This window comes from Dyadobacter sp. CY323, from assembly GCF_021390245.1.
In the GTDB taxonomy this organism is placed as follows: domain Bacteria; phylum Bacteroidota; class Bacteroidia; order Cytophagales; family Spirosomataceae; genus Dyadobacter.
Map to the genome: position 1 here is coordinate 1 of NZ_JAJUXH010000038.1, position 17,840 is coordinate 17,840.

Sequence of the window (17,840 nt, forward strand, 5' to 3'; positions counted from 1 at the left end):
TATGTTTTTCCATTGATGCCAGCTGCGCAGTCCCGAATGACTTTTTATTTCCTTTGAACATCACGCGCCACACTTTTCCTACCCTGGAATCGGTGATGTAAAGTGAACCGTCCGGCCCCTGCGCCAATCCCATGGGCCTGTGTTTGGCATCGCTCACATTGATAATCGGGTCCATACCTGCAAAACCATCGGCAAATACTTCCCATTTATCAGAAAACCTGCCATTTACCCACGGAACAAAACAGACAAAATAACCCGCCTGCGGATAAGGTGCGCGATTTGTAGACCCGTGAAATGCTATGAACGCCCCATTTTTGTAACGTTCCGGAAATTGATCTCCAGTATAAAAAAGGATGTCGTTTGGTGCCCAGTGACCTGGAAAACCAATGATCGGCTTCTGATATTTCGCTCCTTCTCCTTCTTTCTTCCCGTCTCCTCCGTACTCCGGGTTCAGCATTTTCTTCCCTTTCATTTGGTCAAAAAAGTAGTAAGGCCAACCCAGATTCGTACCCTGCGTTACTTTCACAAACTCCTCCGAAGGTAAAACGGCGCTCTGCCAGGAAGAGAAATATTCCGGAAACAACCGGTGAAGATTGTCTCTTCCGTGAACTACTGCGTACAGGTTCTGATCGGCATTGTTCCATCGCATCCCCACAATACTTCTCAATCCGGTTGCGAAAAGGCTGCCGTCAGTTTGCGTCTGGTTCAGTTTATCTGCGCTGAATTTCCAGATTCCGCCATGTTTTTCAAGTTCCGGACAAGGTGTTATCCCTACACTTCCCGGCTTCCCGCCCGGCGAATTCACCATATCCTGACAAGCGTCGGATGGTGCACCAAATGGAACATACATATTTCCCTTATTGTCAAAAGCCATGGGTTTGGTAATGTGCCAATGCGTCCCATGTTCGTGATCATCCGTCAATATGGTTTCATATTCTTCATCCGGCAAAAGCTGGCCCGGGATCAGTTTACTGCGGTATACGACCAGTGAGGAACTGTAATAGAGGTAGCCATTCTGGATGGTAATGCCGTTGGCAAAACTGCTATGATCTTTATAAGTCCCGAAATTTTTGATGATATCGGCCTTACCATCGCCGGTAGTATCGCGCAATGCGACCGTTCCGCCACCTTGTCCTTTTCCAAAATAACGAAGCTTAATGTAAATGTCCCCATTCTCATTGACCACAATGTGCCTCGCCTGGCCGGTACTGTCCGCGACTACCAATGTTTCAAATCCGTCGGGCGTGGCAAGTCCGCCATTGTCGGCGTCACCGGCTGGAAGTTTGTCTTCCGGTTGCCTCGCGGCTAGGATCAGAATCGTCAGCAGCCCGAATGCGGATGCCGCGTTCAATATTCTTTTTGTTTTTTGGTAGAAGTTCCTGGTCATCGCTATTTCTGCTTTTTTGCTCCTAAACCATTCAAATCCCACACGATCTTTCCGTCGCGGATTGTCATTTCAACTTCCAGTTTTCTGGTACCGGTAATGCTCGTTCCCGCAGAATCCACGAAGCCAAATTCACCCTCACGCACGCGAAATATGGCAAGATCAGCCACGGCACCTTCTTTCAGATTACCTAATTCGTCATGCCCGATTGCCCTGGCAGGATTCCAGGTAGCGATTTTTACGACTTGTTCCAGTGTCAATCCCAACGCCATAAACTTGGACATTACATTAGCCATATCTTTCATTCCCGAATTCATGCTAAAACGGTGCAGGTCTGTCCCGAAAGAATTGGGATAAAAACCCTGCTTCACCGCAGGCATCGCCTGGTCGAACCAAAACCCCGCACCTCCATGTCCCAGATCGAATAAGATCCCCCGTTTCTTAGCTTCTAATACAAAAAGCCGCACTTTTCCATCGGCTCCTACAATCGGCATTCGTTCTTTTATATTTTCAAAAGAATGCGTGATCATATCTCCCGGCCGCATTTTTGCCAATTGGTATTCCAATGGATACTCGGGTAAATGGCATTCTACAAACAAGGGTTTTCTGGATTTTGTAGCTGCCGAAATAGCCCGATCAAATGGTGCCCAATCCTTTCCATTATAATGGCCAATTTTCACGCCAACAATGTTTTCGGGGTATTTCAGGATCAATGCAGCGGTGGAATCTGCATTCATATCTTCCAGGTTCTGCTCTCTTTTCGCGCCGATCATACCTTCGCCAGAAATGTTCAGAAATGCCAGTATCCTGGTTTTGGATTGATCAATCACCTGACTTTTGAAAAGCCGAAAATTCCGCCAGCCCGAGGTACCTGCATCAACAACTGTGGTAACTCCGGCCCGGAATGTAAAATCATCCGGAGAAACGCTATTGACCCCATTTGCAAACAATCCAGCTTCCGGCCCGACAAAAACGTGGGTATGGGTATCAATAAAACCGGGGGTAATGTATAAACCTTTTGCGTCTATGATTCTGGCCGCAGAATCCGAAATAGAATCAGCTACTCTAACAATTTTCCCTTTATCAATCAAAATATCCTGAACCTTATCAACCTGATTACCAGGATCAATCACATGCCCACCTCGAATAACCATCTCATATCTCTGCCCAAAAGCACTGCCAAAACAGAGCAACATTACCGCCGGTAAAACAACCCTTTTCCACAGGAAAATAGTAAGTCCAAAAACCATCTCAAGTCCATTAAAACAAAACACCCATCCCACATCTCACATCTAACATCCCACATCTAACATCCCACATCTCACATCTCACATCTAACATTTCACATCTAACATTTCACCTCTCACTCTCCCACCCCGCCGCCGCAGTCCCATTCAAATCCCACACCACTTTTCCCGCGCGCAATGTCAGCTCAGCTTCGAGTTTCTTATCTCCTTTCAACTTCAATCTTCTTGTATCCAAAAAACCAAAATCCCCTTTTCTTACATTAAAAACAGTCACATCAGCTTCTGAACCGACTGATAATGTTCCCAGATCAGGACGTTTGATTACCTGCGCCGGATTCCAGGTCACGCGGAGAATGGCGTCGGGCAGCGACATACCCATGTTCAGGAATTTGGAAATAATGTTGTCCAGACCTTTCATTCCGCCATTCATACTGTCGGTATGCAGATCGGTACTGATCACATTGGCTTTAAAACCTTGCTGCAAAGACGGAATCGCCTGCCGCCACGCAAATGCACCACCTCCGTGCCCAACATCGAAGATCAATCCCTTTTTCTGGACTTCGAAGATGAATGGTTTGACTTTCCCGTTTTCGTCCACAACTGTTTCACGATCGTTAGGTCCGTGGGCATAAGTATGTGTGAAAATGTCACCCGGCCGTAGGTATTCTTTGAATAGCTTTTCAATGGACAATGGCGGGCGATGTTCACCGAAATCCACCATAACCGGCACATCCGCCAGTTTACCAGCTTCCACTGCCTTTTGAACCTGCGAATAATCCCCCCAATAATGCGCCGACTTAATGCCGACTATAATATTCGGAAACAACTTTTTGATCATATTCGCCACCATGACCGGGTTCATGTCCGATAAATCCTGCTCCTCATACCGGCTTGCCATTCCGGTACCCACAATGTTCAGAAATGCCAAAACCCGCGTTTGAGCTTTGTCGATGGTTTGCGCTTTAAATGTCCTGAAATTCCGCCAGCCCGAAGAACCCGCGTCAACGACCGTGGTGACCCCCGTTCTGAACGTAAACCCATCAGGCGGTAAGCTAGTGGACGCATTGGCAATGTAAGCATCTGGGGTAGTACCATTAAACACGTGGGCGTGCATATCAATAAAGCCGGGAGCGACGTAAAATCCTTTGACGTCTACCACTTTCTTAGCCGTATTTCCGGGAATATCCTTCGCCACTTTCACGATCTTTCCAGCCGTGATCGCGACATCCATTTCGGTATCAATGTTATTTTTTGGATCAATAACATGTCCGCCTTTCAGGAGCATATCGATTTCCTGTGCAAAGGAATCAGATGTAAAAAGGAAGATCAGCAGGCAGGTCAATGCCGGAATGTTGCGAAAATTGCGCCGTTTTAATGCAGGGAACATTATCTGAAGAATTTAGGATAGACAAAAATTCGCAATCAGTATGGAGGCTATGATTGAATATCCAGTGCCATTGCAGGATCGGTAATGCCTGGCTTGCCTGTTTCTACCCTGCCCGCAAACCGACGTAAAAAGCTTCCTCCGTCTTTCGAGCTTACCGAGAAATCATACCAGTTTCCGCTGTCAGCCAGTCCCCAGGTCTTTTGAAAACTTGCATTAGCAGTCACTTTCGCGTCCCACGGACCTTTGTAATCGTACGCATTGGAAACAACCGTAATGTCAGAAAACTTACTCCCGGATTGCACCGTAAGTATAACCGCTCCTTTTTTCGAATCATACTTGACACTAATTTCCGGCTCTGGTTTGTTACTATCACCCGAAAAATGCCTGAAATATCCATTTGGGCCATATACTTCCAGATCATAGGTACCGGCATCCGCGGACAAATCCCATTCGTCAGTCAGTGACTTATTCGCCTCGACGGTGTAGCGTTTCGGGATTTTTTCTAAATGTTTAAGATCATAGACGTGAAACACCACTCCGGCTTTTCCCGCATTGCTGAATAGCAGGCTGATGCTCTTCGAATTTCCATCAACTTTGGCATGCGTGTGTAAGTTGTAAGGCAATGCTCTGGAAAACTTCGTCCCTTTTTCCTGGAAAAGCGGCATAATGGTCGCAGGCGCCACAGCTTGCGGCAGTTGTTTTGAAGCTGCTTCCAAATCTTCATAATTCGCCGTGGCAGGCAACTCCGGAAAACGCGGATCATTGGGATTTACAAAATCAAATGCGGAAGTAAGGTCGCTGCTCACCGACCTGTGCCATGGACTGATCGCGGCGAGGTGAATGCCAAAACGCTTCTCCAAAAACTGCCCGACAGAAGTATGGTCTGCTACCTGAGAATCCACCCAGCCGCCTTTGCTCCACGGCGAAATGATGTACATCGGTACGCGGGGCCCCATTCCCCACGGGCGGAGATTGCCTGAAATCGTATCTCTTTTATCCTGATAAACTCTTTTCCGTACCGGCCCGCCTTTGGCCATATCATCCGCGTGAAATGGGTTCGGGAATTCGGCAGTGCCGTTTTTATTATTAAAATACATCCCCAAAAGCTCCAGTGTGGACTTGCCCGCCAGACTACCATCCGCATTATACGATGGCACCGCCGGAGCCGGCAAATGATCGAACAAACCATCGTTTTCGTCAAAAGTCAGAAAGAAAACGGTTTTGCTCCACACCTCTGGATTGGAAGTTATTGCAGTGAGTACCTGATGCGTAAAATCACCTCCTCGATTCGGGCTCGACGGTCCGCTTGGGTGCTCTGAGTTGCTTTGAGAAGGCAGTATCCAGCTTACCTGCGGCAATTTATTTTCTTTAACATCCTTCGTCAGATCTTCCAGCGACCAATGTTTCATCCCATTTTCATGGATCGGCGAGCCGGGTTTGGCGTTGCGGAAACTTTCAAAAGCCAGACAGCCGTGCATAGCTCCATCCCAATTGTCTTTGGGATCCTGGTAAATGCGCCAGCTGATACCTGCCTTTTGCAATGCATCGGGAATTGTGTCCCATTTAAATGCATTCCCACGGTACTTATAATGCGGTTCCGGCAAGCTTTCATCCTGCGTCACCCAGCAGCGCAAATTGCTGGGCTCCGAGTCGGCATCGGTACAGTTGATCCCCGCAGCACGTTTTTCGGGATTGAAATTGGATCCGGAAAAGAAAACAATCCGGTTTGGATCGGTGCCGGTCGCGATCGAGCAATGGTACGCATCCGAGATCGTAAAAGATTCGGCTAAGGCATATTGAAACGGAATCTCCTCGCGAGTATAGTAAGCCATTGAAAACGGCGTCTTAAACTTTGGCCAAAACCCGTATTTGCCCTGGTTCCAGGCTGCCTGCGTATCCGGGAAATCGTGCGGCGTTCCATGGATCAGCGCTGCATTCATCGTTTTTTTATCGGCACGATACGGCGGTATAATTTTCTTTCCATCGGATTGGTGAAATGCCCGCTCGCCACTTTCGAGCGGAACGGGAAACCGGTCGCCGAACCCGCGAACACCTTTCATCGTGCCAAAATAATGATCAAAAGAGCGGTTTTCCTGCATCAGGATTACCACATGTTGTACGTCGTTAATGGACTTGGAAGGATTGTACGCATTCACAGCCAGAGCCTTTTGGATCAATGGCGGGAGCATATTCAGCGCAGCCGCAGCACCGGTAGCGCCAGCGGAAAGTTGAATGAATTTGCGGCGGTTGAGGTTTGTCATAATTAGAATGGAATTGCTTTAAAGAGGAGCTAAATGGCTTATATTACTCCTTTTATAACGGTAACCGCACTTAATGACTTTCTCTCTCAACCGTTTGCCGAAGCCAGTGGCAGGTGATTCTGATAATGCTTTGATGTTGAATCCACCGGAATAAAAACAAAAAACGACGTTCCTTTTCCGGCTTCACTTTCAAACCAGATCTTTCCCTGGTGAGCCTCGACGATTTGTTTTGAAATATACAAACCCAGACCAAAAGGCTGCTCGCCGGCAGTACCTGTTCTTTTCGATGTCGTGAAAGGATCAAAAATCTTACCCGCAGCTTCGATAGGAATACCTAAGCCATTGTCTTTCACCGCTATGATAACACCTTCACTGATTTGTTCAGTGGAGACTTCAATGTTTTCTCCTTCCGGACTGAATTTAATTGCATTCACCACCAGGTTATTGATCACCCGCAAAAGCTTGTCACGATCTGCCAGGATCTCGGAGGGTCCCCGATCTTTTAAAATCAACTGCTGGTTTTTCTCGCTTGCCCTGAAAGTCAGCAAGGTAACAACCTGCTGCAAGAATGGACCCAAGTTAATTCCCTCCTTCCGAAGCTCCGATTCTTTAAAGTGAAAATCAGTCGAAAGCAAGTCGCCAATCAGTGTAATGCAGCTATTACTCGAATCGTGAATGAGCTGAACAAACTCTTTCCGCTCTTCCACCGTAAGATCATCTTCCTGCAACAATGTGCTGATTCCGTTAATGGCGCCGATGGGGTTCCGCAGATCGTGGGCTACGATCTTAATCACTTTCGCATAATTCTGGTTACTCAATTCCAATGCTTCGGTGGTCGTTTCGAGCTGACGAAATTGCATTTGCAGCACTGAATTGGTTTTTTTGGTGAGTAACCAGTTTCTCCACAAAAACACGATACTGAGGATCGTAAGCACGCAAACTACTATTGCAAGCCACAAAAGCCGGGAGTTATAGAGGGATTTAACCCGCTCCGATTTTAGCTCCTGATCCTTCACCGCATATTCAATGTAATCTATGCCCGATTTCTTATCAATATCGGCCTGTTCTTCAAAAAGCCGCATCAACTCCTGGCTATAAACGTATGCTTTGGAAGTGTCGTTTTTACTCTCATAATAATCGTAGAGTTTCTCACCAATTACTTTGGCATATACGCGATAGCCCTTTCGTTCCGTGATTTCCAAAGCCTGCTCGTAGTAAGCAATGGCAATGTCAGGATCAGTAGTTAAATGCAAATCTCCCAACTGGATCATCAGATCCATACTGAAAAAGAAAAGCTCCATTTGCAGGCTCCGCGCAAGCGTTTCCTGCAACAATTTGATACCTTTTTCCCGCTGATTAGAAGAGATGTAGTCATTGGCCTGCAATTGCTCAATGGCGAGTTGCATTCGCAGATCTTTATATTTAAATGCAATAGCGCTAGCCTGACTGATATTTTTAGTTTTCACCTCACCCTTGAACTCACCCGGATAAAGCAACATGTAATTGTAAATCGCCAGTGCCGTTATCGAATCATTTGCAATACGGTTTCCGAGCGAGAGCGCCTGTCTGAAATTACTGATCGCCTTCTGATCCTTGCCACTGACGCTATACACCATCGCAATATTCATGAGCGTTTGTACGATGTTTGACGAATCTTTTAGTAGCTTATATTGATTGCAGGCGTCGTTGTAGTATCTCAATGCGAGCTGAGTATTGCCTTTAATATCATACACAATCCCCAGATTATTGGTCGCGTCGGCTATTCCTTTTGCGTAGTCGAGGCGGTAGGCAATGTCGCGGGCGATCCTGGAATAATAGAGCGAACTATCTGCATTTTGCTCATAAAAAAGCAGGGAAATCTTGTTGAGCACATCCACATACTGGATGCTATCCCTGACCTGGGGAAGCGTTTGTTTCAGTTTCCGGATGATTTCCACCTGCCCGAAGCTGCACTGAACGGATATAAGGAATAGGGTCGCCCAGATTATGAGAATTTTCATAACACTGCAATTTGCTAATTAACTTCAATGAGAGTAGTCAAATAAATATTACAAATTACGGGTTCATAAGCAAGGGAAATAATGGAGCGATACGTGGCTAAGGGTTTATTCCGTGCCAATCTCACGGAAATACAATTCAAAATTCATGTCCCACGGCGAAGCAATAATCCCTAATAGGATTTCCGAATCGAGCCATTCCAGACGTCTGTAATCGTGTTGGAAAATTTTACCTGAACGTTTTAGCGCATTGCTCCATTTTTCGAATAATGCCAATCTGCAAGATTCCAGACCATCCAGACTTTCGCAAACATATAAAAGCGGGCATTGATGCTCGTTCATGAACGATTCCATGGCATGTACCAGAGTGTCTCTAATTCTATGATCAAAGCCTTTTTCGCTTCCCACAGGAAAAAAGCAAACCTCATATATGCTCTCGCAGGAAGTGCATACCGCATTAAAAAAATAAGTTGCTTTGCTGAATCGAACTACGTAGTCGCCTCTTTTCTCAGAAGTGAATTGATAAAGAAAATGATTGCCGGACTGCTCAATTAGTTCAAGAGGGTAAATGTCAGGCAACAGTAAGTCCTTTTTGAGAGGATTTCAATTTGATCTCCCCAGACTGTACTTTTTCTTTAAACTCTTGCTTTTCCCTCAATGCCTGGCTGATCGCCTCCGGCATTGGTTTATTAATTTTGATATTCTTCTCCATTAGTGTTAGTATGTGATATATGTTTGTTTGGCAAGAACAGAAGTTTAACGGACCACCCTATCCCATGCGAATTTAGGTGAACATGTTAACGTAAATCTAGATAAAAAAAGTGATACCGCAAATCAACCCAACCTTCAAAACCGCACAACCTCTCCGCCTCCCTGAAACCAAGTCCCTTTCACCGCCCCGGTCCCATTAAACCGGTATTGCACTCCCACGATCCCCGTCGGATCATGTGGGAAATTCAGCGAATAGGCCATTATGTCGTTTACGAAAATGGTCGCTTTCTTGTTAACGGTCACCACTCTGAGCTTTGTCCATTCACTCAGATCGGCGCCGAATTTGGACAGATCTGCATCTTTGCTGTTGACGTAAGTACCGCAGAATGCTATGAACAAGTCGCCCACGCAGGCTTTTGCAGCAAGCGGGATGATGATGATATCGTCTTTGCATTGGATCAAAACCTCCATGGGCTGACATGCATTCGAGCCCTGGTTGAAATCATTTTTAATGTAGGTCTCAAATATGAAATTGTCGCTCTTCAGATCGCCCATATCGCGCTGGTTGAATACCCGGATTGGCGGGGCTTTGGGATGAAGTGACAGGTTGTATTTTTTCAAAACAGCCTCATTCACCTCCACTACGCCATTTTTTACGGTATCTTCTTTTTTGAAATACAGCGGCATCGGCTCACCTTCTACCAGGCTCAGCCAGCCGTCGGAAGTAATCCAGAGATCGTGCGTTTTTACGACTTCATTATCCGCGATCAGTTTGGTGCGAAAAAAGCCGGGGTAATAATAAATGGCTGAATGGGCGTGTTTTACTTTCGACAAAAGTTTCTTTCTTCTGGTATCCCAGGTCTGGACGATGAAGACGGAATCCGTTTTTGCAGCTTTGGCATCATAATGAAACACGACTGAATTAGGAACTCCTTCTGTCTGGATTTTGTCCGCCCGGAAAGTAAAAAACTTGCTATCAGCTACTTCCGACATGGTTTTTCCTTTCGAGGGAATCAATAGGTAGCCGATAAAAGACAATGGGATTATCATGGACAGCCAGTAATATCTGAATTTTGGTTTGCTGGTTTTTGGGACTGAAAATAGTATTGGTATCTGCTCCACAACTTCCTCTTTCGCAGAAATGTTGCTTTCCGTCTGCTTGAAGGTGCGCCAGTCTGCAAATCCGGCGAACTGTGCTAATGTGTTTAATGTAGTCAGCGTAGGGGCGCTGTCGTATTTTAGTTTCCCCCAGATCCTTTTTAATGTGGTAACGCTCAAACGAACGCCGGTAGCGTCATTGATTTCCTCGCTTAATTTCTCAAAATCGTAATTAGCCCACTTTTCGTTATTGCCCCAGCCGAGTTTCGACTCGATCAGCGCCAGGCAGCGGCTCACTGCCTGTTCGTCTCCGTTTTTTGTCATGGCTAGTGGAATTTACGCGTTTGTATAAATTTGGCGCAAACTTGAACAACCAAAAGTAACTCAATCAGACGATTTTTGTCTCAATGAACTAATCAAGATCAAAACGAACCGCTATGAAATTCTTACTCGCAACAATTTTAGTTTTCATTACCTCATTACCCAGTCTCGCACAAACGATCCGACCCGATTTGCATGATCTCAACATCTGGGAAGTCCAAAACCGGAAAGTCGAAGCATTCACAGATGGCGATAAAAAAGCAATTCGGTTCAGCGTTGCAGAAGACGAAGGGTTTATGCTATTAAAAGGTTACACATTTTCAGAAGGAAGCATTGAATTTGATGTAAAAGGAAAAAATGTACTTCAGCAAAGTTTCATAGGGGTTGCCTTCCATGTGCAGGATTTCAAGACCAACGAGGTCGTTTATTTCCGTCCATTCAATTTCATGAACCCCGATACAGTTCGGCGGCCCCGCTCGGTACAATATACCTCCATGCCGGATAATCCCTGGCCGAAACTCCGCGAAAGTTTCCCGGGCAAGTATGAAAACAAGGTAAACCCCGTTCCAAATCCCGACGACTGGTTTCATGTCAGAATTACGGTATCAGGGAAATTGATTAAAGTTTACGTCGATAACTCGCCCACACCGAGCCTGGAAGTGGAAAGTCTGAGCAAATTCACGACTGGAAAGATCGCATTATGGGCTGGGCCGATGTCCGATCCTTCCTTCGCAAATTTTCAGATTACTAAATGAGGATTTCCGCTTTTTTCGATCCTGCCTGCATTCAAATCCTGTAACCGATAGCCTGATAATTCCTTTCAAGCTGTGATAGTAATGTAATGACGCGGAGCTGGTTTACAATATCAATGCGCATTTTAGGTGTTACCGCCTCCATATTTTCATCAAATAGAACCGATTCCATCAGGGCATTTAACGATCCGATGATTTCGCTGCCCGAATCCGTGGCGAAAAAGTTGCGGATGATGTTATACTGTTCGATTAATTGTGGCTCGTTTCCGATAAGTAGCTCGTTTTTACCGTTTGCTTGATTTTCCATTGTTTTTGTTTTTGTGTTTATAGTTTTATGACGGTTTAATTGTTAATGATTGTTGAACTAGCCCGAATGCTCCATAGTGTGTGTATGAGTTTGCATTCGGGCTTTTGCTTTAAAGCGCCTTGTAGAATATTCTACAATTTTAACGCAAATAAAAAGCCTTTACGGCTCATAAGTAAGAATAATATCAACTTTGAAATGACCAAATTCTACCAAAATTTCTCTCATTCTTTTCTCCGAAATTCCTCCACCATGCGTGTAATCTCGCCATGCTGAGACCGGCTTTCCTTTCTTAATATCTGGTGGCAAACTTGGGTAAATGTTTTTAAGCCACCATTCAAAAGCCTCAGGAATCGAGGTGAATTGCTTCATAGTTCAAATGTATAATTATGTAGATTATTCTACAAGTGTTTCGTGAAATTTATTTTACAAAAGTAATCTTTAAGTTCATTGCAGTTTTATGAATTTGTAGGAAACTCGATTATTTTTAGCTGAAAAATTTGGCATTCGCACTTCGGAAGATTTGGGAATGCTTTGAAACAAAAAAGGTGACGCGAGAAAGCCCCGCGCCACCTTAAAAAGAACAACATTCAATACCTAGGGATTCTGAGTCAGTTTCGAATTACGATCGATTTCGGCTTGCGGTATGAAGAATATAATGCGCGGGTCGGTCGGCAATACTTTCTGGGTAATGTTGGTTGTCGGCGTATTGTTCAATGAATGTGTTCCCGGATAATTCCTTTCCATGGGTAAGTTATTACGGAACAGGTCATACGAACGGTGTCCTTCAAACGCAAGTTCAAGCCAGCGTTCTTCCATTACGACGTCGAGGATCGTCTTTGTACCCAAATTCGCAACGGTGTAAAGTTGAGTGCCCGTTAATCCGGCACGCTGGCGGATCAGGTTCACATCTTCCAATGCAGCGGCCGTTTTGCCTAACTTTGCGTTGGCTTCCGCCCGGATCAGGTACATTTCCGCAAGTCGCAGGTATACCGGCGAGCTCAGGTTGATCACACCTTCCTGCATTGAGTATTTATTGACATAATACATTGGCGTGGACGGCGACAATTTTACATTATACTGTAAAACGCCGTTGACCGTATAAGGAGTAACAAAATTACTTCTCAGGTCACCTGGATTCTTACTCAGAAAATCAACATACTTTTTCGAGGCATAGATCTCCGCCCAGCCACTTACTCCCTGCCCCTGGGCAGTTCCCGAAGCGTCGGCGCTAAAATACATCGATCCAATGGCCGAGAAAGCTCTGTCCTGCACTTTGGTGTGACGGATCGCAAAAATGGTTTCTGCATTACTGGCAGGTGCCGTTTTGAAATAGCCGCTGAACTCTCCGCCCTGAACGAGCTTGTAACGTCCCGACTTGATGACCAGGTCGGCGTATTTAATGGCGTTATCATTCTCGCCTTTGTAAAGATATACCCGTGAAAGCAGCGCCTGCGCTACTTCTTTCGAGGCAAACGAGTTCGATTTGTTTTCAGACATTAAATCGGCTGCTTTGATCAGATCCTGAATCACAGAGTCATAGACGTCTTTTACCGAACTACGGGTAATTGTGTTGATCTGATCGTCACTTAATCCGTCCAAAAGAAGCGGAACACCCGGATTACCACCACTTTGTTGGCTATATGGCCGTCCAAAAACGCGCACCAGATTGAAATGCATCATCGCTCTCAGATACAGGTTTTCACCTTTGAGCTGGCGCAATGTAATGGACGACTCGTCGGGAACGTAGGCGATAATTTTGTTAGCCGCCGCGATCACCTTGTATGCCTGGCCCCAGAAGTTGGTAGCGTGACTTGAAGTATTGATATGGGTGTAACGATATGCCCGCGTAAGATCGTCACCAGACGATTGTCCCTGCGCAATTTCGTCACTCGGATATTCCATCAGAAAGTGCACGCTGCGGACATAAGCCGCATTCAATAATACCGCGTAGGTGCCAATGGTGGCCGTTTCGACATCTCCCGCATTGGTAAGTGCCGATTCTTCGTCAATGGAAGTCGTGGGCTCGTAGTATTTTTCACACGATACAGTACCGAGTGTCAACACGCCCATTAATACTAATTTATGTATTGAATATTGTCTCATGTGATATTAGAATGAAAAGTTGATCCCGATAAGATATTTTTTACTGATTGGATATCTTAAGCTGGATAATCCCGAGCTTAAATCAACCTGTGATAAGGTTACTTCCGGATCCGGACCTGAAAACTTGGTCGCAGTCCAAAGATTGTCACCACTTACAAAAACGGACACTCTTGAGAAGCCACTTCTGCCCAAAACATTGTCAGGAAGCGAATACCCCACGCGAACGTTTCTCAAACGGATGTAACTACCATCTTCCAGGTAACGTGAAGAAGATTGATTGGAATCTTTATTACCCCCAACAATTGCTTTCGGGTGCGTAGCCACGTCGCCCGGCTTTTCCCAGCGGTTCCAATCTTTGGCTGGTACCATTTGGTTATATGCCTCGTAAAAACCATCGTTATCGAAATAAACCCGGCTCTCGTTATACACCCAGTTTCCGTAAACGAAGTTAAAGAATGCAGATAAGGTAAAGTTTTTGTAGGTCACTGTATTTGAAAGCCCGCCCGTAAACTTAGGTGCAGCCGTTTTTCCGGTAAACTGACGTGAATCGGCAGTTTGTGCCTGGTTGTAAGTACTGGTCAGTTCTTTGGTAACATTACCATTTGCATCCTTTACGATTCTCTCCCATTGCGGATCGCCGTTTTCAGGATTTACACCCGCCCAGATCGGCATATTATATTCATCCATATTGTGACCCACAGCGATAGGCTGGCGTGCACCGGAGTTGAACACCGTAGAACCATCGCTCAGTTCAAGAACTTTGTTGCGGTTGAAAGCCATGTTCAGATTGGTTTCCCAATTGAAATCCTTGCCTTTGATGTTGGTAGATGTCAGACTAAACTCGATCCCTTTATTACGAATCGATCCTGCATTTACCCAAACGTAGCTGTAACCGGTCGTTGCCGCCAACGGTTTGCGATACAACAGTTCGCTCGCCTCTTTCACATAAGCATCCACAACCAGGTCAATGCGGTTGAAGAAGCTTACATCAAATCCAATGTTGGATGATTTGATTTTCTCCCAGGTTAGATCCGGATTTCCTTTTTGTGATGGAGCTGCGCCCGGAAGTCCTGAGTAAGATGCGTCCGCCGAAATCGTATACAATCCCAACGAAGCAAAATTACTTAGACCGTCTGCATTACCCACTGTACCATTACTTGCACGCAACTTGGCGAAAGTCAGGGTCTTGTTGTTTTTCAAAAACTCCTCATTACTCAAAATCCAGGATGCTCCTAACTGATAGAAATTTGCCGTAGAGTTATTTTTTCCAAAAAGAGAAGAAAACTCATTTACAAAAGATCCAACAAGGAAATACTTGTTGTCGTAGTTATAATCTGCTTGTCCGAGAAACTTGCGGAAACCAACCTGCTCGTTTAATCCGGTTGGATTGGTGAGGATGTCCGTTGCCACAGACATTACGTCACGCCCGGGGGGCAAGCCTTTACCTGCTGCGCTGGTACTGCTGGAATAAGTAGTTTCAGCCTCCGCAACGCCTAAAAGTGTAAGGCCATGTTTGCCAAAATCCTCGGAATAACGAATGCGGTTCGATGTCAGCAACCGGTTGGAATAAGACGTTCCGTTGTAGAGTTCACCGCTGTTGGCACCGCCTTGCTTCGTGCGTTTGTCATTGTAACTCGCGCTCAGGCCATTTCCAAAGTTGATCCGGTTGTAAGAAGACAATGTGATTTTATCTGTCAGCTCGTAATCGAGATCTACGTCCGTCGTAACGTTCAGACTTTGCGCTTTGGCATAATTGTACTGCACGGAATGCAGGAAGTTTTCACGTTCACGCCCCAGCCATCCCGGGTAGGTCCTGCCGTCTGTCGGTTGGCCGTCAGCCTCATACGCCGGGTCAAATGGAAGGTTGTTATAGGCATCGTATAAAGTATTGCTGTTTGCATAGTTATCCTTATTGAAGGTACCGTTGAATAAAACCTTGGCGGTCAATCTGTTGGTCAGCTGCGATTGCAGGTTCGCACGGAAGTTGTAGCCTGTCTTATCGTTTTCGATTTGTGTTCCCTGTTCCTTATAATAGTTTGCAGAGATGTAAAAAGTGGTTTTCTCACTTCCGCCGGAGGCAGAAATCGTGTGGTTATTCACGAATCCTGTTCTGAAAGCCTCATCCCACCAGTTTGTGTTGGTTTTTAAAACAGACGCATCACGGGGGTAGAAAGCACTTTGGAAATCGTACAATTGCTGAGAATTCATCAGACGGAAATTTCCGGTGGTCGCTTGCGCAAATCCCATCGTGTTATTGAAGCTGATCAGCGTTTTACCAGCTTTTCCCATTTTGGTATTTACAATGATTACCCCGTTTGCGGCACGTGAACCGTACAATCCCGTCGCTGCAACGTCTTTCAGAACGGTAATGCTTTCAACATCCACGGGATTATAGCTTCCTCCAATGTTTCCGTCAACGACAATTAATGGAGAAGTACCTGCCGAAATAGTACCCGCTCCGCGAATCAATATACGTCCAGCACTTGTAGGGTCGCCGGATGCGCTCGAAACCACAACTCCCGGGGCTTTTCCCTGAAGTAAGTTTGGAAGTTCGTTCGAAGTAACGTCCCGGAGTTTTTCATTACTGATCGTTGAAATCGAGCTGGAAAGGTATTTCACCTTTTTTGCGGAATATCCAACTACCACAACCTGGTCCAATTGATTAATTGCAGATGTTAATGCAACGTCAAACACCGTTTGATCACCTACTTCCTTTTCGACAGGAGCGTATCCTATGTAACTGAATACCAGCGTGGCGTTACTGATCAGGTTTTCGGGAATGGTCAGCGAAAATGCCCCATTCAAATCCGTAGAAGCACCGATCGCATTGTTGTTCTTAATGGTAATGGTTACGCCTACGAGCGGCTCTCCTTTTTCATCTTTCACGGTTCCGGTGACTGTCCGGTCTGCCTGGACAACTTCAACCTTTATGCGGCCCGCGAGTGGAAGCGCGATGCTCTGAGGTGAATGAGCAAGAGATAACCCTATCATCATTGCCAGTGGATAGCCAAACGACCGGCTCATAGGGTACCTCCTAATTGGGTTGGGCTTAGGTTTTTTCATTAGTCTCAAATTGTTGTTTGTGCGACAAAGTAACTGATTTTACACTTCTAATTAAAATGGTTTTTTGATAAAAAAATACAATTTTTTCTTAGCCAATAAGTGATACCACCATATAATTTTTGGCTTTCATTTATAAAATGTTCTTTTCAAGCTGACAAAGTGTTCTCGTTAACACATTTAATGTGCACGAGAACACACTGTTCAAGTCATTCCCATACCGTGTATGGAGATGCATCGATGAGCGAATTCAGAAAAAATTATCAACTTGGATTAAGCCTATAAATTTGAAAGGCTGATTGGTAGGACAATTGAGCGGTGACTTCTCAAAGTCACATCCCGCGCAATCGTGGTTTGGCGGGGTTTTCTGTATGCAGCTTATGAACCGATTTGTTAAAATCTAGCCTGATACAAGCCCAAAGAACCTTCGTACAGAATCCGCTGGTAGCTACCGACGGCCGCGAAGAGATGTTCATTTAGTATGGGGATATTTTGGAAACACTATAAATGGCCTGATCAAGGCCGGAAAGAAGAGACATTGCAATCAATTTGGCCTGGACGCTACCGATTTTGAGCCGATTTGTAAACAACGTTTAATAAGCTGTTAGACTTGTTAAAATTAGAAGCAATCCTTTTCCATAGAGGCAGTCGATTTGTCCACTGTGCCATCTTTACTTGCCTGGATAGGATAATAACAACCGGTTTTTGTTTTGAATACCTCCGATTCACTTCTGCAGATGATCGCGCATGCCTGGCCTCCGACAATGTGTTTTCTTGCTTCTATGTCATCAACACGCATTTTATACCTGAACAGCCCCTTGTACCTGGATCCATCAGGTCTTAGTCCATCCCAGCCATACTCGGAGGCCGCCATCTTTGAATTAAAATAAGGCTTCTGATACAGGATCGTATCGCCAACGGCACTGTATATGGTAAATCCCCACACATCGGTAACGATATCATTTACAAAAGGAAGGAAAAAGTCATTCACGCCATCTTTATTGGGAGTGAAAACATTGGGTACATAAATTCGCTTCTTATCGTAAGAGAACTCGACAGGCTGGGTACCGCAACAGGACTCGTATTCCTGGCTGACGGGCTTTGGTTGGTCTTGGGCGGAGCAAGTTTGTGCGGTGCAAATGGATAGGAGCAGATGTAAGGTTAGTGTGTTTCTCATTTGGATTGTTGTTTAAGAATTGTAATTAAATGTTG

Annotated in this window: 14 protein-coding genes; 1 reads left to right on the forward strand and 13 read right to left on the reverse strand. The window is 45.4% G+C overall.

From position 1 onward, the window contains the following. The 8 genes from LZG72_RS28200 to LZG72_RS28235 form a co-directional block, all read right to left on the reverse strand. Window positions 1-1,387: sorbosone dehydrogenase family protein (locus tag LZG72_RS28200; RefSeq protein WP_233878511.1), on the reverse strand; the 1,387-nt coding region annotated here is incomplete at its 3' end. Between the two features lie 2 nt (window positions 1,388-1,389). Continuing rightward, a complete protein-coding gene (locus LZG72_RS28205; RefSeq protein WP_233878513.1) occupies window positions 1,390-2,580 on the reverse strand; it encodes an amidohydrolase/deacetylase family metallohydrolase in 1,191 nt (396 codons plus the stop codon). 160 nt (window positions 2,581-2,740) lie between these two features. Beyond that, the gene (locus LZG72_RS28210) at window positions 2,741-4,018 is read right to left on the reverse strand and encodes an amidohydrolase/deacetylase family metallohydrolase (protein WP_233878515.1); all 1,278 of its coding nucleotides are present in this window, start codon (window positions 4,016-4,018) and stop codon (window positions 2,741-2,743) included. A gap of 47 nt (window positions 4,019-4,065) precedes the next feature. Further along, window positions 4,066-6,279 carry a phosphocholine-specific phospholipase C gene (locus LZG72_RS28215; protein WP_233878516.1) on the reverse strand — a complete coding sequence of 738 codons (2,214 nt, stop codon included), beginning with the start codon at window positions 6,277-6,279 and terminating at the stop codon, window positions 4,066-4,068. 86 nt (window positions 6,280-6,365) lie between these two features. Continuing rightward, window positions 6,366-8,279: a tetratricopeptide repeat-containing sensor histidine kinase gene (locus LZG72_RS28220; RefSeq protein ID WP_233878518.1), complete on the reverse strand. Its 1,914-nt coding sequence runs from the start codon at window positions 8,277-8,279 to the stop codon at window positions 6,366-6,368. Between the two features lie 105 nt (window positions 8,280-8,384). After that, entirely contained in the window at window positions 8,385-8,630 is a 246-nt protein-coding gene (locus LZG72_RS29385) for a hypothetical protein (RefSeq protein ID WP_233878520.1), read from the reverse strand. 217 nt (window positions 8,631-8,847) lie between these two features. Beyond that, window positions 8,848-8,988 carry a hypothetical protein gene (locus tag LZG72_RS28230; protein WP_233878522.1) on the reverse strand — a complete coding sequence of 47 codons (141 nt, stop codon included), beginning with the start codon at window positions 8,986-8,988 and terminating at the stop codon, window positions 8,848-8,850. Between the two features lie 134 nt (window positions 8,989-9,122). Further along, window positions 9,123-10,409, reverse strand: coding sequence for a hypothetical protein (locus LZG72_RS28235; protein ID WP_233878524.1), 1,287 nt, complete (start codon window positions 10,407-10,409; stop codon window positions 9,123-9,125). A gap of 113 nt (window positions 10,410-10,522) precedes the next feature. Here LZG72_RS28235 and LZG72_RS28240 point away from each other — a divergent pair, with 113 nt between their 5' ends. Continuing rightward, window positions 10,523-11,161: a family 16 glycoside hydrolase gene (locus tag LZG72_RS28240; RefSeq protein WP_233878525.1), complete on the forward strand. Its 639-nt coding sequence runs from the start codon at window positions 10,523-10,525 to the stop codon at window positions 11,159-11,161. A gap of 31 nt (window positions 11,162-11,192) precedes the next feature. On the opposite strand, the gene LZG72_RS28245 is transcribed toward LZG72_RS28240, so the two are convergent. The 5 genes from LZG72_RS28245 to LZG72_RS28265 all read right to left on the reverse strand — a co-directional run bounded on the left by LZG72_RS28245 (window position 11,193) and on the right by LZG72_RS28265 (window position 17,805). Next, window positions 11,193-11,465, reverse strand: coding sequence for a hypothetical protein (locus LZG72_RS28245; protein WP_233878526.1), 273 nt, complete (start codon window positions 11,463-11,465; stop codon window positions 11,193-11,195). 159 nt (window positions 11,466-11,624) lie between these two features. Next, entirely contained in the window at window positions 11,625-11,834 is a 210-nt protein-coding gene (locus tag LZG72_RS28250) for a hypothetical protein (RefSeq protein ID WP_233878527.1), read from the reverse strand. Between the two features lie 225 nt (window positions 11,835-12,059). Further along, on the reverse strand, window positions 12,060-13,568 hold the full coding sequence (locus LZG72_RS28255; RefSeq protein WP_233878528.1) for a RagB/SusD family nutrient uptake outer membrane protein: 1,509 nt from the start codon (window positions 13,566-13,568) through the stop codon (window positions 12,060-12,062). Window positions 13,569-13,574: 6 nt separating this feature from the next. Beyond that, a complete protein-coding gene (locus LZG72_RS28260; protein ID WP_233878529.1) occupies window positions 13,575-16,592 on the reverse strand; it encodes a SusC/RagA family TonB-linked outer membrane protein in 3,018 nt (1,005 codons plus the stop codon). 655 nt (window positions 16,593-17,247) lie between these two features. After that, on the reverse strand, window positions 17,248-17,805 hold the full coding sequence (locus LZG72_RS28265) for a gliding motility-associated C-terminal domain-containing protein (RefSeq protein WP_233878530.1): 558 nt from the start codon (window positions 17,803-17,805) through the stop codon (window positions 17,248-17,250). Window positions 17,806-17,840 lie beyond the last annotated feature (35 nt).

Excerpts from the sequence above, each read along its gene's own strand:
- LZG72_RS28205 (WP_233878513.1), bottom strand. The coding sequence starts at position 2,580 with ATGTTGCTCTGTTTTGGCAGTGCTTTTGGGCAGAGATATGAGATGGTT.
- LZG72_RS28210 (WP_233878515.1), bottom strand. The coding sequence starts at position 4,018 with ATGTTCCCTGCATTAAAACGGCGCAATTTTCGCAACATTCCGGCATTG.
- LZG72_RS28215 (WP_233878516.1), bottom strand. The coding sequence starts at position 6,279 with ATGACAAACCTCAACCGCCGCAAATTCATTCAACTTTCCGCTGGCGCT.
- LZG72_RS28220 (WP_233878518.1), bottom strand. The coding sequence starts at position 8,279 with ATGAAAATTCTCATAATCTGGGCGACCCTATTCCTTATATCCGTTCAG.
- LZG72_RS29385 (WP_233878520.1), bottom strand. The coding sequence starts at position 8,630 with ATGGAATCGTTCATGAACGAGCATCAATGCCCGCTTTTATATGTTTGC.
- LZG72_RS28230 (WP_233878522.1), bottom strand. The coding sequence starts at position 8,988 with ATGGAGAAGAATATCAAAATTAATAAACCAATGCCGGAGGCGATCAGC.
- LZG72_RS28235 (WP_233878524.1), bottom strand. The coding sequence starts at position 10,409 with ATGACAAAAAACGGAGACGAACAGGCAGTGAGCCGCTGCCTGGCGCTG.
- LZG72_RS28240 (WP_233878525.1), top strand. The coding sequence starts at position 10,523 with ATGAAATTCTTACTCGCAACAATTTTAGTTTTCATTACCTCATTACCC.
- LZG72_RS28245 (WP_233878526.1), bottom strand. The coding sequence starts at position 11,465 with ATGGAAAATCAAGCAAACGGTAAAAACGAGCTACTTATCGGAAACGAG.
- LZG72_RS28250 (WP_233878527.1), bottom strand. The coding sequence starts at position 11,834 with ATGAAGCAATTCACCTCGATTCCTGAGGCTTTTGAATGGTGGCTTAAA.
- LZG72_RS28255 (WP_233878528.1), bottom strand. The coding sequence starts at position 13,568 with ATGAGACAATATTCAATACATAAATTAGTATTAATGGGCGTGTTGACA.
- LZG72_RS28260 (WP_233878529.1), bottom strand. The coding sequence starts at position 16,592 with ATGAGCCGGTCGTTTGGCTATCCACTGGCAATGATGATAGGGTTATCT.
- LZG72_RS28265 (WP_233878530.1), bottom strand. The coding sequence starts at position 17,805 with ATGAGAAACACACTAACCTTACATCTGCTCCTATCCATTTGCACCGCA.